The organism is Nigerium sp., assembly GCF_039811905.1.
Taxonomy (GTDB): Bacteria; Actinomycetota; Actinomycetes; order Propionibacteriales; family Propionibacteriaceae; genus Propioniciclava.
This window is the reverse complement of the sequence record NZ_JBDHZL010000063.1, coordinates 1-15,198: the sequence shown is the minus strand read 5'-3', so window position 1 is coordinate 15,198 and position 15,198 is coordinate 1. Positions and strand designations below refer to the sequence as shown.

Annotated in this window: 11 protein-coding genes and 1 pseudogene; 3 read left to right on the top strand and 9 right to left on the bottom strand. The window is 69.0% G+C overall.

Going from position 1 to position 15,198, the window contains the following annotated elements:
• Positions 1-493 (top strand): annotated as a pseudogene (locus WMJ97_RS10610) (ABC transporter ATP-binding protein); the annotation flags it as partial.
• Between the two features lie 27 nt (positions 494-520).
• Here WMJ97_RS10610 and WMJ97_RS10605 read toward each other — a convergent pair.
• From WMJ97_RS10605 to WMJ97_RS10580, 6 genes are all read right to left on the bottom strand, one after another.
• Positions 521-2,770, bottom strand: coding sequence for a 6-phosphofructokinase (locus WMJ97_RS10605; RefSeq protein WP_347348964.1), 2,250 nt, complete (start codon positions 2,768-2,770; stop codon positions 521-523).
• A gap of 55 nt (positions 2,771-2,825) precedes the next feature.
• A complete protein-coding gene (locus tag WMJ97_RS10600; RefSeq protein ID WP_347348963.1) occupies positions 2,826-4,637 on the bottom strand; it encodes an ABC transporter ATP-binding protein in 1,812 nt (603 codons plus the stop codon).
• Positions 4,634-5,860, bottom strand: a complete 1,227-nt coding sequence (locus WMJ97_RS10595) for an ABC transporter permease (RefSeq protein ID WP_347348962.1) — start codon at positions 5,858-5,860, stop codon at positions 4,634-4,636. Before WMJ97_RS10595 ends, WMJ97_RS10600 begins: the two co-directional genes overlap by 4 nt.
• Positions 5,857-7,383 (bottom strand): ABC transporter permease, encoded by a 1,527-nt coding sequence (locus tag WMJ97_RS10590; RefSeq protein WP_347348961.1) that lies wholly within the window; start codon positions 7,381-7,383, stop codon positions 5,857-5,859. The genes WMJ97_RS10595 and WMJ97_RS10590 overlap by 4 nt, the downstream gene beginning before the upstream one ends.
• A gap of 157 nt (positions 7,384-7,540) precedes the next feature.
• A complete protein-coding gene (locus WMJ97_RS10585; protein ID WP_347348960.1) occupies positions 7,541-9,358 on the bottom strand; it encodes an ABC transporter family substrate-binding protein in 1,818 nt (605 codons plus the stop codon).
• 238 nt (positions 9,359-9,596) lie between these two features.
• Positions 9,597-10,031, bottom strand: a complete 435-nt coding sequence (locus WMJ97_RS10580) for an RDD family protein (protein WP_347348959.1) — start codon at positions 10,029-10,031, stop codon at positions 9,597-9,599.
• Positions 10,032-10,346: 315 nt separating this feature from the next.
• On the opposite strand from WMJ97_RS10580, the gene glnA reads away from it, so the two are divergent.
• On the top strand, positions 10,347-11,777 hold the full coding sequence (glnA, locus tag WMJ97_RS10575; RefSeq protein ID WP_347348958.1) for a type I glutamate--ammonia ligase: 1,431 nt from the start codon (positions 10,347-10,349) through the stop codon (positions 11,775-11,777).
• Positions 11,778-12,267: 490 nt separating this feature from the next.
• Here the strand turns inward: glnA and WMJ97_RS10570 are convergent, their stop codons facing one another.
• The gene (locus tag WMJ97_RS10570; RefSeq protein WP_347348957.1) at positions 12,268-13,116 is read right to left on the bottom strand and encodes a sulfurtransferase; all 849 of its coding nucleotides are present in this window, start codon (positions 13,114-13,116) and stop codon (positions 12,268-12,270) included.
• A 46-nt stretch (positions 13,117-13,162) separates the two neighbouring features.
• On the opposite strand from WMJ97_RS10570, the gene WMJ97_RS10565 reads away from it, so the two are divergent.
• Positions 13,163-14,020 carry an aminodeoxychorismate lyase gene (locus WMJ97_RS10565; protein WP_347348956.1) on the top strand — a complete coding sequence of 286 codons (858 nt, stop codon included), beginning with the start codon at positions 13,163-13,165 and terminating at the stop codon, positions 14,018-14,020.
• Positions 14,021-14,113: 93 nt separating this feature from the next.
• Here WMJ97_RS10565 and WMJ97_RS10560 read toward each other — a convergent pair whose 3' ends face one another.
• Positions 14,114-14,740, bottom strand: a complete 627-nt coding sequence (locus WMJ97_RS10560) for a class F sortase (protein ID WP_347348955.1) — start codon at positions 14,738-14,740, stop codon at positions 14,114-14,116.
• Positions 14,741-14,784: 44 nt separating this feature from the next.
• Positions 14,785-15,198 (bottom strand): hypothetical protein (locus WMJ97_RS10555; protein WP_347348954.1); only part of this gene is annotated, 414 nt, incomplete at its 5' end.

The following is a 15,198-nucleotide window of genomic DNA, read 5'->3' as shown; positions in this document are numbered from 1 at the left end:
CGAGCCCACGAACGACCTCGACATCGACACGCTGACCGTGATCGAGGACTACCTCGACACCTGGCCCGGCACCCTCGTCGTCGTCACGCACGACCGGTACTTCCTCGAACGCGTCTGCGACGTCACCTACGCGCTCGTCGGCGACGGCCGCTGCGTGCTGCTGCCCGGCGGCGTCGACGAGTACCTCGAGGGACGCCGTCGGCGCGAGTCCGCCACGCCCGTCTCGGCGCGGGGCGCAGGGCCGGCACCCGCGGCGTCCGCCTCGAACGGGCCGAGCGCCGCCGAGACCCGGCTGGCGAAGAAGGAACTGTCGCGGCTCGAATCGCAGCTCGACAAGGTCGGACGCCGCATCGAGGCCATCCACGCGCAGATGGCCGAGCATGCGTCCGACTACGGCAAGCTCGCCGAGCTGCAGGCCGAGCTGTCCGCCCAGACCGAGGCGAAGGACGGCCTCGAGCTCGCCTGGCTCGAGGCCGCCGAAAGCCTCGGCTGAGCCCGCCACGCGGGCCTGCGGCCCGCCCTAGGCCTCCTGTCTGCCCTGCGGCTCGACGGAGACGGCCCCGACCACGTCGCGCAGGTCGAGCCACCACTGCTTCTTCGGACGCCGGTGCTCCACCTCCATCTGGCCCATCATCCCCGCCAACGGCTGCGCCCGGACCTTCGCCTCGACCAGGCCGAGGTAGAAGCTCTCGTCGGTGCCGGCGTCCAGTTGCTCGGTGACGAGGCGCAGCGCGCGCGACACCAGCCGGGTCGCCAGGAGCCGGTCGAACGGCGTCGGGACGCCGCCCTGCTGCTGATGCCCGATCACGGTCGACCGGACGTCGTAGAGCCCGTGGCTCTCCTCCTCGAACAGCCCCGCGATGAAGTCCGTGGTGTAGTGCTCGTTCGCCTTCTCGTTGCGCATCGCGAGCACCAGCTCGCGCCCTGCCGAGAAGCTCTCCTTCAGCCACCGCACGTCGTCGTTGAGCTTGTCGAGGGTGATGCCCTCCTCGTTCAGATAGGCCTTCTCGGCGCCCGCGGCGAGGCCGCTCATGAGCGCGAGGTAGCCGCAATAGCGGCCCATGGTCTCCACGACGAACACCCGCCGCACGGCCTCGGCCGACATCTTCACCCGGTCGAGGGTCTCCACGATCGTGTTCAGCGCGGTGTCGGTGCCGATCGCGATCTCGGAGCCGGGCAGGTTGTTGTCGATGCTGACCGGGACGCACACGATCGGGATCCGGAACGCCGGATACCGCTCGCGCTCGTGGTTCAGCAGGTAGGCGGCCTGGTAGGCGTTCCACCCGCCGATGACGAGGAGGGCGTCCACGTGGTGCTCCTCCAGCGCGCGGCTGATGGGGTAGAGCTCCTCGATGGTCGGGATGCGGCGGCGCAGCCCGAGGTGCGCCCCGCCGTCGCCCGTCCAGCCCTCGACGTCGCTCCAGGACAGCGGCGAGACGTCGCCGGCCGCCAACCCGACGAAGCCCCCCTGGACGCCGAGCATCGCGTGCCCGCGGCTGATGCCGAGGCGGACGGCCGCCCGGGCGGCCGTGTTCATGCCGGGCGCGAGCCCACCGGCGTGGATGATCGCGATGCGCTTGGTGTCCTCGTCCACCTGGACGCGGGCCGGCTCGGCCATCTCGTGGAAGATCCGGTCCATCTCCATGAAGCTGCCGCCGCGGTACTCCATGGCCTGGTCGTACTCGGACGCCGCGATGAGTTCGGGCACCTCGCGCGTCCGGCGGACGGCGTCCATCAAAGGCACCTTGGTGACGCGGTTGCCCTTGAGCCCGATGACCGGGCCCTCCTCGGGCCCGTCGTCGGCGAGCACCTCGAGCGCCGCCGCGTAGCCGAGCCAGGTGCTGCACCAGCGGTCGAACGCGCTCGGCGTCCCGCCGCGCTGGACGTGGCCGAGGATCGTCACGCGCGTGTCCTCCCCCAGCCGCTCCTCGATGATCCGCCGGACGTCGTCCGCGCGGATCGCGTTGCCCGCCCGGTCGGTGGCGCCCTCGGCGACGATCACGAGGGAGTCGCGGCGTCCGGCGGCCCGGCCGCGCCGCAGCTCGGCGCACATGCGGTCCTCCCAGCCGTCGGCGGGCGGGCTCTCCGGGATGAGCACGTAGTCGCAGCCGCCCGCGATCGCGGCCATGAGGGCGAGGTAGCCGCAGTGGCGTCCCATCACCTCGACGACGAAGCTGCGCTGATGGGACGCCGCCGTCGACGTCAGCGCGTCGATCGCGTCGATGATGCGGTGCAGCGCCGAGTCGGCGCCGATCGTCATGTCGACGCCGACCAGGTCGTTGTCGATCGAGCCCACGAGCCCGGCGAAGCGCAGGCGCGGGTGCGCGTCGGCGTCCGCCTGGCTGATCTCGCCGGCGTCCACGAGCTCGGCGAGCAGGCTCGGCCACTCCTGGCTGAAGGCGTTCAGCCCCGAGAGGCTGCCGTCACCGCCGATCACGACGAGCCGGTCGATGCCGCTCCGGACGAGGTTGGCGGCCGCCTTGCGACGCCCCGCCCGCTCGCGGAACTCCTTGCTGCGGAACGTGCCGATGATCGTGCCGCCCTTGTGCAGCGTGTTGCCGACGTCGTTCCAGCCGAACTGGCGGACGCCCTCGCCGCCGTCGATCATGCCCTGGTAGCCCTCGTAGATGGCGAACACGTCCGCCCCGAAGGTGAGTGCGGTGCGCACGACGGCGCGGACGGCCGCGTTCATTCCCTGGGCATCCCCACCGCTGGTGAGGATGCCGATTCGTTTGCCTTGTCCGAGATCGAGTGGTGGTACCTCACGCATGGCGTGCTCCTTCGCCGTGACGGCCGGTCGGGGACGCCTCCATCATGGCGGACAATCAGCTGACGATGTGCTCCTGCTCAATGATCGAATCGCGCAGCTCGCGACGTTCACGCTGCTGGTCGGGGTCGGGCACCGGGACGGCCGAGAGCAGCCGCTGGGTGTAGGGGTGCTGCGGGCGCTGGACGATGTCCTCCGTCGGCCCGACCTCCACCAGCGAGCCCATGTGCATGACCGCGATCTGGCTCGACACCTGCTCGACGACGGCCAGGTCGTGGCTGATGAACAGGCACGCGAAGCCGTGCTCGGTCTGCAGGTCGCGGAACAGGTCGAGCACGCGCGCCTGCACCGACACGTCGAGCGCCGAGGTCGGCTCGTCGGCGATGAGCAGCTTCGGGTTCAGTGCCAGCGCCCGGGCGATGCCGATGCGCTGCCGCTGGCCGCCCGAGAGCTCGTGCGGGTAGCGGTTGCGCATGCTGCGCGGCAGCTCGACCGAGTCGAGCAGGCCCTCCACCCGCTTGCTGATCTCGGCGCCCTTGAGGCCCTCGTGCAGCAGCAGCGGCTCGCCGATGGACTCACCGACGGGCAGCCGCGGGTTGAGCGAGCTGCCCGGATCCTGGAACACGATGCCCACCTGCCGGCGGAAGTTCTTCAGGTCGGCGCGCGTGGCCCCGCTCAGGTCCACGCCGGCGACGGAGAGGCGTCCGCCGCTGATCGGCAGCAGGGCTACGGACGCCCGCCCGATCGTCGTCTTGCCCGAGCCGGACTCCCCGACCAGGCCGACGACCTCGCCCGGGTCGACCCGCAGGTTGATGTGCCGCGCCGCGGTGAACGCGGGGCGGCGTCCCTGCTTGGGGTAGGTGATCTCGACGTCGTCCAGCAGCAGGGCCGGCGTGACGTTCGGGTCGCCTTCGCGCGCGGGGACCGGCACGTCGTCGCGGGCGACGAGGGTGGCCGGGTGGCCGGTCACGTCGTCGGACGCCGTCCCCAGGTGCGGCACGGCCGCCAGCAGCGCCTGCGTGTAGGGGTGCTGCGGGTGGTGGAAGATCTGGTCGGACGTGCCGTGCTCGACGACCCGGCCGTCCTTCATCACGATGATCGTGTCGGCCATGTCGGCCACCACGCCCATGTCGTGGGTGATCAGGATGATGCCGGCGTTCACCCGCTCGCGCAGCTCGCGCATCAGCTTCAGGATCTCGGCCTGCACCGTGACGTCGAGCGCGGTCGTCGGCTCGTCGGCGATGAGCAGCTTCGGGTCGCAGGCCAGAGCCTGGGCGATCATGATGCGCTGCCGCTGGCCGCCGGAGAGCTGGTGCGGGAACTTGTAGAAGCTGGATTCGGGGTCGGGGATCTCGACCAGGCGCATCAGCTCCAGCGCCCGCTCCTTCGCCGCCGTCGGGGCCATCAGGAAGTGGGTCCGCAGCGTCTCGACGATCTGGAAGCCCACCGTGTAGACCGGGTTGAGCGCGGTCATCGGCTCCTGGAAGATCACGGAGATCTCGTTGCCCCGCACCTCGCGCATGCGGCTCTGCGACATCCCGACCAGCTCGACGCCCTTCAGCTTCGCCGAGCCCGTCGCTCGCCCGTTGGGCGGCAGCAGGCCGATGAGGCTCATGGACGACTGCGTCTTGCCCGACCCCGACTCCCCCACGATCGCCAGCACCTCGCCGGCGTGGAGCGTGTAGTCGACGTGGTCGGCGGCGACGAACCACTCGTCGTTCACCCAGAAGTTCACGCACAGGTCGGTCACGTCGAGGATCGTGTCGCCCTTGGCGACCTCGCCCCCGGTACTGCGCGACAGCTTGACGGCACTCCCGAAGCCGCCGCGGCCGCCGCCTGCGGCGCCCGCCTGCTCGGCGCTGGTGCTCATCGCTCCTCCTTCGTGGGGCCGTCAGTCTCGCTCGCCCCGCTCTTCTCGGACGCCGCCGTCGCGCCGGCGGCGGCCGTCGGGACGCCCTGGTCGGCCGGCAGTTGGTGGGTGGCCAGGCGCATCTGCCGGGCCGAGGGGATCTTGCGCATGCGCGGGTCGAAGGCGTCCCGCAGGCCGTCGCCGATGAAGTTCGCGGCCAGCGCCAGCAGGACGATGAACAGGCCGGGCCACCAGAACAGCCACGGCCGGGTCGCGAACGCACCCTGGTTCTCGGTGATCAGGTAGCCCAGCGACACGCTCGGCGGCCGGATACCGAAGTTCAGGTACGACAGCGCCGCCTCCAGCGTGACGGCCGAGCTCATCAGCAGGGTCGTGTTCACGATGATGACGCCGACGGCGTTCGGCAGCATGTGCTTGGTGATGATGCGCCAGTCGCTCGCGCCGGCGACGCGGGCGGCGTCCACGAACTCGCGCTCGCGGAGGCCGAGGAATTCGGACCGCACGAGGCGGGCGAGGCTCGTCCACAGCACGAGGCCGAGCGCGACCGACAGGATCAGCGGCATGTTGTTGTTGATCGCCAGCGTCTGCTCGGGGGTCGCGTTGAAGCGGATCGGCAGGATGCCGACGAGCTTGCCGAGCACCGCGCCGAGCACGATGACGGGCAGGGTGATGACGAGGTCGGTGATCCGCATGAGCACCTGGTCGAGGACGCCGCGGTAGTACCCCGCGAGCGCGCCGACGGTGACGCCGACGAGCAGCGCGATCGCGCTCAGGCAGAACATGACGAACAGCGACGTCTGGACGCCCTTCATGACGAGGGCGAACATGTCCTGGCCGATGTTGTTCTGGCCGAACGGGTGCTCGCCGATCGCGAAGGTCGTGCCGCCGAACAGTCCGGGGATCTGCAGCGTCGGCGTCCCGCCGTTCAGGACGTCGCCGGGCGAGTTGAAGTTCTGCACGTGCCACAGGCCGGGGATCGGGCCGATCCCCATCGTGAGGGTCGACAGCAGCATGACGGCGATCAGCACGCCCAGGCCGAACATGGCCCCCTTGTGCCGGATGAACCGGCGCCAGACGAGCTGCCCCTGGGAGAGGCCCTCCACCTCCTTGGCCTCGCCGACGCCCTCGCCGCGGCCGTGCTCCTCGGCGGACAGATCGTCGGTGACCGCATCGTCGGGCGCGGCGCCCAGCCGCGGATCGAGACGGGGATCTTGGTTGCTCATGCGTTCACCCGAATCCTGGGGTCGATGATGGCGTACAGGAAGTCGGCGGCCAGGTTCGCGATCATGGCCAGCGCGCCGGTGATCATGATGTAGATCATGACCGGATCGATCTCGGAGAGCATGAGCGCGTTCACGAACATGCGGCCCATGCCGGCCCACGAGAAGATCGTCTCGGTGAGGACCGCGCCGCCGATCATCGTGATGATGTCGATCGGCACGACGGACGCCAGCGGCATCAGCGCGTTGCGCAGCGCGTGCCGCACGATGACCACCCGCTCCGGCAGGCCCTTGGCGCGGGCGGTGCGGATGTAGTCCTGGTTGAGCACCTCGAGCATCGCGCCGCGCTGGTAGCGCGTGTACGTCGCGAACGAGATCACGACGAGCGCGATCGTCGGCAGCACGAGGTGCGTGGCCTTGTCGAGCTGCGTGATCCAGTAGTCGCCGCCGAGGTTCGGCGTCTGCGACCCGATGGTCGCGATCGGACGCCCGCCGATCACGCTGGCGTTCACGTAGAGCTGCCAGCCCTGCAGGACGCGGTCGGCGAAGATCGCCGCCGCCTGGACGATCGCGACGACGACCGCGCCGCGGATCGACACGCCGCGGTCGGGCCCGCCGAACGCCCAGCCGACGGCCGCCCCCACGATGATCGCGACGACGAGCAGGCCCAGCGCGAGCAGATCGGACATCGGCACGTAGTAGAAGAAGTACTGCATCGGCATGTAGAGCACGACGCCGACCACGGCGGTCGCCAGCGCCGAGTAGAGGGCCCGCTTGTTCTGCATCCCGGCGAACACCGCGGTCATGCCGACCGCGGCCGCGATGCCCAGCACCGCGACGCCGACGAAGCCGAGCCGCGGGTTCTCCACCCAGCCCGAGAGCAGGGCGTAGGCGAGGATGCCGATCGTCACCGCGAACGCCACCCCGAACACGATGAGCTTGCGCCGCGTGTTCCCGCCCAGCGCGCCGGCCCAGAACAGCCCGGAGATGACCGACACGATGAGCAGCGCCGGCCAGTTCACGACCGGGTTGTTCAGGTAGTCGTTCACCCCGATCGCGCCGAACTGCTTGAGCAGCACCGCGAACCAGAAGACCGGCAACGCGTACATGACGAACGCGACGAACGTGATCGTGTAGTCGAACGCGGTGTACTGCCGCAGCGCCGAAACCAGGCCGACCGTGACACCCACGAGCACCGCGATCAGGGTGGCCGAGAAGACGAGCTGCACCGAGGTCTGGATCGCCCCGACCAGCATGTCGTTGACGTGCTGGCCGCTGCGCCAGGCCTCGCCGAAATCGCCGCGGAAGACGTCGAGGAGCCACTGCCACCAGCGCTCCCACCAGGGCCGGTCGAGGCCGAGTTGGCGGATGCGCGCCTCCATGAGCGCCTCGCGGTTCAGCGAGGGGCTGGAGCGCAGATCGTCCAGCGGGTCCATGGCGATGTTCAGGACGCCGTACATGAGGAAGGACAGAGCCAGGAGCGTGCCCAGCGCCAGTCCGAAGCGGCGGGCCAGGAATCTGATCATGAGATGCCTTTGAGCGATGGGATCGAGGGCGGTTCAGCGAAAAACGTTGGCCACCCCGGACTCGTGGGAGGCATTCTGCCCCCCACGAGGCCCTGGTCAAGGGCGTTCCGGGATGACCAACGTCGTTGTCTTCGCCGTGATATGCGCTAGCGGCGGATCACTTGAGCTTCCACTCCCAGAAGTTCCAGAAGTAGGTCGGTGACAGCGCGATCGAGCTGACGTTCTCCAGCTTGTTGCTCGACGCCGTGATCTCGGGGAACTGGAAGATCGGCAGGCTGAAGGCGTCCGCCACGAGCTGCTTCTCCACATCCTGCAGGATGGTCTTCTGCTTGGCCGGGTCGGTGGCGACCTGAAGCTCGTTCAGCAGGCCGTCGACCTTGGCGCTGGAGTAGCCGCCGTAGTTGTTCTGGCCCTTGGTGCGGAAGGTCGCGTCCGACTCGGCGACGCCCGTGCTGGTGGACTGCCAGCCGAAGAGCGAGGCGTCGTACTGCTTGTTGTTCGGCAGCATCGTCGACCAGTCCTTGCTGCCCTTGTCGACGACCGTGAAGCCGGCCGCCTTCGCCGCGTCGCGGATGTAGGTGAACTCCTGCTGACGGCGCGTGTTGGTGTTGTCGTACAGGAACCGGACGGTCGGGTTCGTGACGCCCGCCTCCTGCAGCAGCTTCTTGGCCTTGGCCGTGTCTCCACCACCGTAGGTGGACTCCATGCCGTTGCTGGCGACCGCGTCGTTGTAGTTCGGCGAGCCGGGGACGACCGCGAGCGAGTTGCGGATCGTGGCGTCGGGGTTGAGCGGCTTGACGATGTTGTCGACGATGCTCTGGCGCGGGACCGACGTCAGGAACGCCTGCCGCACCTTGAGCGCCTTGGCCGCGTCGCCCCCGTAGGACGCCGGGTCGAACGGGCCCCCGTTGTTGAAGACCACGTCGACGTGCTCGTAGGTGGCGCCCTGGCTCGTGGCGACGTTGACGTTCGACAGGCCCTGGAGCTGCTTCAGGATGTCCGAGGTGGACTGCGGCTGAGCGACGAGCACCTCGCCGTTCTGCAGGGCGGTCACGTTGGCCTGCGCTTCAGTGACGAAGCGGATCGTCACCGTGTCGATCGACGGCACGTGGTCACCCTTGTAGTTCGGGTTCTTCTTGAGGGTGATGAACTGGTTCTCCTTAAGGTCGGAGATCGTGTACGGGCCGTTGCTGACCACCAGGTCTTTGTCGGCGGGCATGTTGACCATGTCGAAGGCCGTGTTCCACGTGTTGGAGATCTTCGACAGCGCCGCGTTGTCCTTCTTCTGGAACGCGTCCATCAGGGCCTGGCTCGCGGCGGTCGGGTCGGCCGTGCCGAGCGCCTTCTTCGCCACGATGTGCGCGGGGAGGCCGACGGTGACGCGGGCGGCGTTGACCTCCCAGTCGACGTACGGCTTGGAGTAGGTGAACGTGACCGACTTGTTGTTGTCGCCGATCTCGGGGAAGTCCTTGATCAGCGCGAAGCCCGTGTCGGCGGAGTTGAAGTACACCTGCGAGCCGGTGTTCTGCGACTTGACGTTGCCGTCGTCGTCGGTCTGCACCTGGTGGTTGTTGAAGTTGGTCGAGTGGGCGGCCCAGCTCAGCACGACGTCGGACGCCGTGACCGGCACGCCGTCGGACCACGTCGCGGTGTCGGCGAGGGTGATCTTCACCTTCAGCGGGTTGTCGGACACCTTCTCGTAGGTGGCGAACTTCGGGTTCGGAGTGAGCTTGAGCTCGTTGTTGTAGTAACCGGCCTGCTCGTTGGTCATGTAGATGACGTTGTTGTTCGTCACGTTGTTGCCGGACGACGACTCACCGTTGTACGAGTAGAACGGCTGGTTCCACGACACCGTGGCGACCTTCTGCTCGTTGATCGCGCTCGAGTTCACCGGGCCGGGACCGGCGCAGGCGGACAGGGCCAGTGCGCCGGCCGCCGCGGCGGCCGCCGCCGTCAGGAGCTTTCGGTTCTTCAATGTTCCTCCATGTAGTCGAGCGCCCACGAAAACCGGACGCCTGGGTGGGGACGTGGTCACTCGAACCCCCGGTGACGCCCGCATCGTCGTCGATGGCCGCATCGGTCGAATCGCCGGCAATCACCGAAGAGCGCCACCCCTTGTGGTCGGCACAATCGGCGTCCGCCTGCTGTGTGTGACCTATGATGCATCAATCCGGGGGACCCGCCAGCGACCGGACAATTTCGGTAACAAGCTGTTAATTAACAGCAGGCCTTCTGTTAACAACCGCGGTCCCGAGCCCCAGATCCGTGATGCTGCGGCGGTCCGCCCCGATGAGCAGGGCTGGGAGGGCCAGGCAGATGAGCGCCGTCCGCACGATCGGGCGCCACCAGCCGAGGCGTCCGCCGTCGACCCGGATCACCCCGATGCCCCGCAGCAGCTGCCCGAAGCTGCCGCCGGTGAGGGCCGTCAGCAGGGCCTTCTCCACGAAGAACACCCCCAGGATCGCCCACCGCCGCCAGCCCCCCTCGCCCAGGACGCCCGGGCCGAACAGCAGCATCGCCACCGCCATCGCGGCACACCAGTCGATGACCAGCGCGGCGATCCGGCTCCCCCACGACGCCAGGGACCCGGCCCCCCGCTCCGGAAGGCCCAGCGCGCTGCCAGGGACGGCGTCCTGCGGTGTGGTCACGCCCGAACCCTACCGGTGGGCGTTTCTACCTGACGTTCTCCACACTCTGATGTGGAGAACGTCACACGCCCTGGCGTGGGGACGTCACACGGCCGGCGTCCCTGCGACTGCGGTCCGGCGAAAGGCCCCAGCCCCAGGAGGGCGGTCGCACCACCCACCCACGCGGCGACCCGGACGCCGCCGGCGGCCGGCGTCCGCAGCGGGCGCCAGTAGCCGGGCCGTCGTGTAACACCGCTGAAACATAGCCGCAACTGGTCGGTGACCTGGACCCGTTAGCGTTTCCACGTTCGATCCCAATTCTCTTGTGGAGGAAAGATGTTCCAGACCGCCGACGAGCTGTTGGCCTACGTGAAGGAAGAGGGCATCGAGACTGTCGATGTCCGGTTCTGCGACCTTCCGGGTGTGATGCAGCACTTCACGGCGCCCGCCGATTTCATCGACGCGGACGTGCTTGAAGAAGGCCTTTCTTTCGACGGCTCTTCGATTCGCGGCTTCCAGAAGATCCACGAGTCCGACATGACGCTGCTTCCGGACGTCACCACGGCTTTTGTCGATCCGTTCCGGGAGTCCAAGACCCTCGTCCTCAACTGGTTCGTGCACGACCCGCTGACGCGTGAGCCGTACAGCCGCGACCCGCGCAACATCGCGCGCAAGGCCGAGGCCTACCTGGCGTCCACCGGCATCGGCGACACGGCGTTCATGGGCCCCGAGGCCGAGTTCTACGTCTTCGACTCGGCCCGCTTCGAGACCAAGCACAACGCCGGCTACTACTACGTCGACTCCGAGGCCGGCGCGTGGAACAGCGGCGCCGACCACGACCTCGACGGCCGCGCGAACCGTGGCTACAAGGTCAAGTACAAGGGCGGGTACTTCCCCGTGCCGCCGGTCGACCACTTCACCGACCTCCGCGACGCGATGGTCAAGCACCTGACCGACGCCGGGCTGTCCATCGAGCGCGCCCACCACGAGGTCGGCACCGCCGGCCAGAGCGAGATCGCGGTGCGCTTCGACTCCCTGCTGAAGTCCGCCGACAACCTGATGAAGTACAAGTACATCATCAAGAACACGGCGTGGGCGGCCGGCAAGACCGCCACCTTCATGCCGAAGCCGATCTTCGGCGACAACGGCTCGGGCATGCACGTGCACCAGTCGATCTGGAAGAACGGCGAGCCGCTCTTCGCCGACGAGGCCGGCTACGCGGGCCTGTCCGACATGGCGCGCTACTACATCGGCGGTCTGCTGCACCACGCCCCGTCGCTGCTGGCGTTCACCAACCCGACCACCAACAGCTACCACCGCCTGGTGCCGGGCTTCGAGGCGCCGGTCAACCTGGTCTACAGCTCCCGTAACCGCTCGGCCTGCATCCGCATCCCGATCACGGGCGCGAACCCGAAGACCAAGCGCATGGAGTTCCGCTGCCCCGATCCGTCGGCGAACCCGTACCTCGCGTTCTCCGCGATGCTGCTCGCCGGCCTCGACGGCATCCAGAACAAGATCGAGCCGCCGGCCCCGATCGACAAGGACCTCTACGAGCTGCCTCCGGACGAGCACGAGGAGATCCCGACCGTCCCCGCGTCGCTGGACGCCGCCCTGGACGCCCTCGAGGACGATCACGACTACCTCCTCGCCGGGGACGTCTTCACCGAGGACCTCATCGAGAACTGGGTCGACATGAAGCGCGAAGACATCAACGCCCTGCGCGTGCGTCCGCACCCGCACGAGTTCGAGATGTACTACGACCTCTGATCGATAGCCCTCGCCAAGAGGGGGTTGCACCCCCGGTTGGCCGCACCGAGTCCGCACGAGCAGCGAACGCCGCTCGTGCGGACTCGTCTTTGTCAGGACCCCCAGGACGCCCCCGCCGGCCTCCGGAAGCGCTCACCGCACCCGACCGTCGAACGCGACAGGAGTCCCAAAGAACTAGTACGAACGTGCCAGCGACGGACCGTCCCCACAAATAGGGACGGCTGTCAAGGCGACATCGCGAGGGGCGTCCCGTAGTATTGACTTGTCGCTGAGGGCGGGGGGAATCGAACCCGAAGCGGCGAGTTGACCACTCGGACCAAGTGGCAACACCACTAGCCGGGGCAAGAATCGGGGGATCTTGCCCCGGCTTGGTATTTAACGGTCGATCGCAATTATTCGTACAGAACCTGCTCCGGGACGCCGCCGGCGCGGCCCGGCGGGCTAGTACTTTCGTCGCGCTGGACGCGACGCCCCGCAACACGCGACGCGATCACGGCTCGCCGCGCACGTTGAGGCCCGGCCGCTGGCCGGCCTCCGCCCCCGTCGCCGCCGGACGCTCGGTGTTCGCGTACTGCGACCACGACCCGGGGTACAGCCGCCCGCGGCCGAGCCCGGCGTACTCCAGGGCGATGAGGTTGTGGCAGGCGGTGATGCCCGACCCGCAATACGAGACGACCCCCGCGGCGTTCGTCACGCCCAAAGCCCGGAAGCGTTCGGCGAGCTGCTCGGGCGGCAGGAACCGTCCGTCGGGACCGAGGTTGCCCGCGAAGGGCGCGCTCAGCGCGCCGGGGATGTGGCCGGCCCGGGCGTCCATCGGCTCCGACTCCCCCGCATACCGGTCGCGGGCCCGGGCATCCAGCACGACCAACTGATGCGCGGCGTCGTCGATGGTCGCGAGGTCGGCGGGCAACCACGGGCGGGCGGTGAAGTCGCCGGGCGCCACCCCCTCGGCGGAGCCGGTCTCCAGCTCGCCCGGGAACGCGCGCAGGCCGCCGTCGAGGAGGGCGGCGTCCACCTTCAGCATGCGGAGCATCCACACCAGACGGCCCGCCATCGCTCCCCCGGCGTCGTCGTAGGCGACGACGACCGAGTCGTCGCTGACGCCGAGCGTGCTCATCGCCTGCGCGAACGCGCTTGGCGTCGGCAGCGGATGGCGGCCCGTCAGGTCGGTGACGGGGCCGGCGAGGTCGGCCTCCATGTCCACGAAACGCGCACCCGGCAGGTGCCCCGCGGCGTACGCCTCGCGGGCCGACCGCCCGTCGAGATAGAAGCGGACGTCGGCCACCACCGCGTCGGGGTGGGCGGCCAGCCAGTCGAAGGAAACCACGGGCGCGATCATGCGCTCCACTCTACGGGCGCCCCGAGGCCGGCGATAGGCTGCCGCCATGAGCACCCCGAACCCACAACTGGTCGCGGTGATGGGCCGCGGCATCGTCGACCAAGACACCGCCCTCCTGACCGCCGACAACCTGGGCCTGACCCGGGGTGACGGCTGCTTCGATGCGACGCGCCTCGTCGTCGACGGCGCCGGCAAGCGCGTCGACAACATCGAGCGGCACCTGCGGCGCTTCGCACGCTCGTGGGAGCTGCTCGAGCTCGGCCGGCTCGGTTTCGAGGCCTGGCGGGCACTCATCGACGAGGCCGTCGATGCGTGGGACGTTCCGGGCGCAGCCACCGTCAAGACGATCTCGACGCGGGGCACCGAGCACCCGCAGTCCGAGCCGACGCAGCTCTTGACGATCACCCCGTTCAGCGGCTCGCTCGTCCCGCTGAACGTCGTCACGCTCAATCGCGGCTACACGTCGGACGCCTTCGCCGAGTCGCCGTGGCTTCTGGGCGGGGTGAAGTCGCTGTCGTACGCGATCAACGTGGCCGGGACGCGCGAGGCCCACCGCCGGGGTGCCGACGACTGCCTGTTCGTCAGCGCGGACGGCTTCTGCCTCGAGGGCCCCACCTCGGCGCTGGTCGTCGCGACGGGTGACGAGGTCGTCCTGACGCCGCTGGAGGGCACCGGCATCCTCCGGTCCATCACCGCCGACGTGGTGACCGAACAGCTCGAGGCCGAGGGTGTCCGGGTGGTGCATCGGCTCATCCGCCCCGCGGAGATTCTGGACGCCGACGGCGCCTGGCTGATGTCGTCCGTGCGCGGGGTGTGCCCGATCGTGACGCTGGACGGGCACGACGTCCCGCAGGACGCCGCGCGCACGCGGCACTACACGGCGCTGTCCGGTTTCGATCGCTGAGGCGTCCGGGAATCTGCTGGTGAAGGAATCACCCCCAGGGACGGTCGCGCCGGGCCAAGGCCCAGCGTTTCCGTGCCCTGGGGGGCGTCTTTGTCAGGGCTCCAACTCGGCGATGACGACGTAGTTGAAGTCGGTGCGGAGCCCCTCTTGGATGTAGCAGGTCACCCACACGAGGCGTCCGGGATGGACGCCCCAGATGTCGTCCTGGGAGGCGAATTCGGCGCGCCGGACTTGGCGGGCGTCGGTCACCTTATAGGCGAGTGACCCTTTTTCGAGATTGACGGTGATCGTGTCGCCGGGCCGGACATTTCCGGAGAGGCGATTGCACGGAACATCCTCGATCGATTTCTTGGAATTACTGTGACACGCGAAATACGTCGTGTCTTGGGCGTGCGCATTGGGCGCAGCGCCGCGGTCGGAGATCCAAAATGTCCGGAAGAAATCGGGCGGATTGATGACGCCCTCCGGATCGACGGACATCGCCGGCGTCGCGGACGAGAATCCGATCGCCGGCAGCTGGATCGAGACCGGGCGGCCCGATGCCTGCGTCGCGTGGCCCTCAGCCGAGGCCGCGGGCGGCCGCGGGGCGGGCGTCCCGGACGAGGTGACCGTCCGGGATGAGCCCGCGCCCGCGGTCGCGTGCGCGGCCGCCTCGGTGCGGATCGTGGTCGGGACCTTCGGGCCCGCCCCGATCGCCTGACGCCCGAACAGCAGGGCCACACCGAGGAGTAGGAGGAGGGCGGCGACCAGGCGCCGCCCCCACCTCACCGGTGGCGGCGACCCAGCGTGAGGACGCCCGCGGCGCTGACGACGGCGATCATCCCGAGGAGGGTGTTCGGCGCGATGCCGTCCTCTTCACCGGTGTGCGCGGACACGCCGCGCTCGGCGACGGCCACCGTGGTGCCGTGCTCGGTGGCGGTGTAGACCGCCTTGACAACGGGCTTCGGGGCCTCGGTCTTCACGACCCGGACGACCTTGGTCGGCTCGGGGGTGGTGGGAGCGGTCGGCTGCGGCGTGGTCGGGTTGGTCGGCTTCGGCGTCGTCGGGTTGGTCGGCTCCGGCGTGGTCGGGTTCGTGGGCTCCGGCATGGTCGGGTTCGTGGGCTCCGGCGTCGGCTCCTCACACTCATCGCACGGGTCGGGCGTCGTGGGCTCGTCGCAATCGTCGGACGGCTTGGG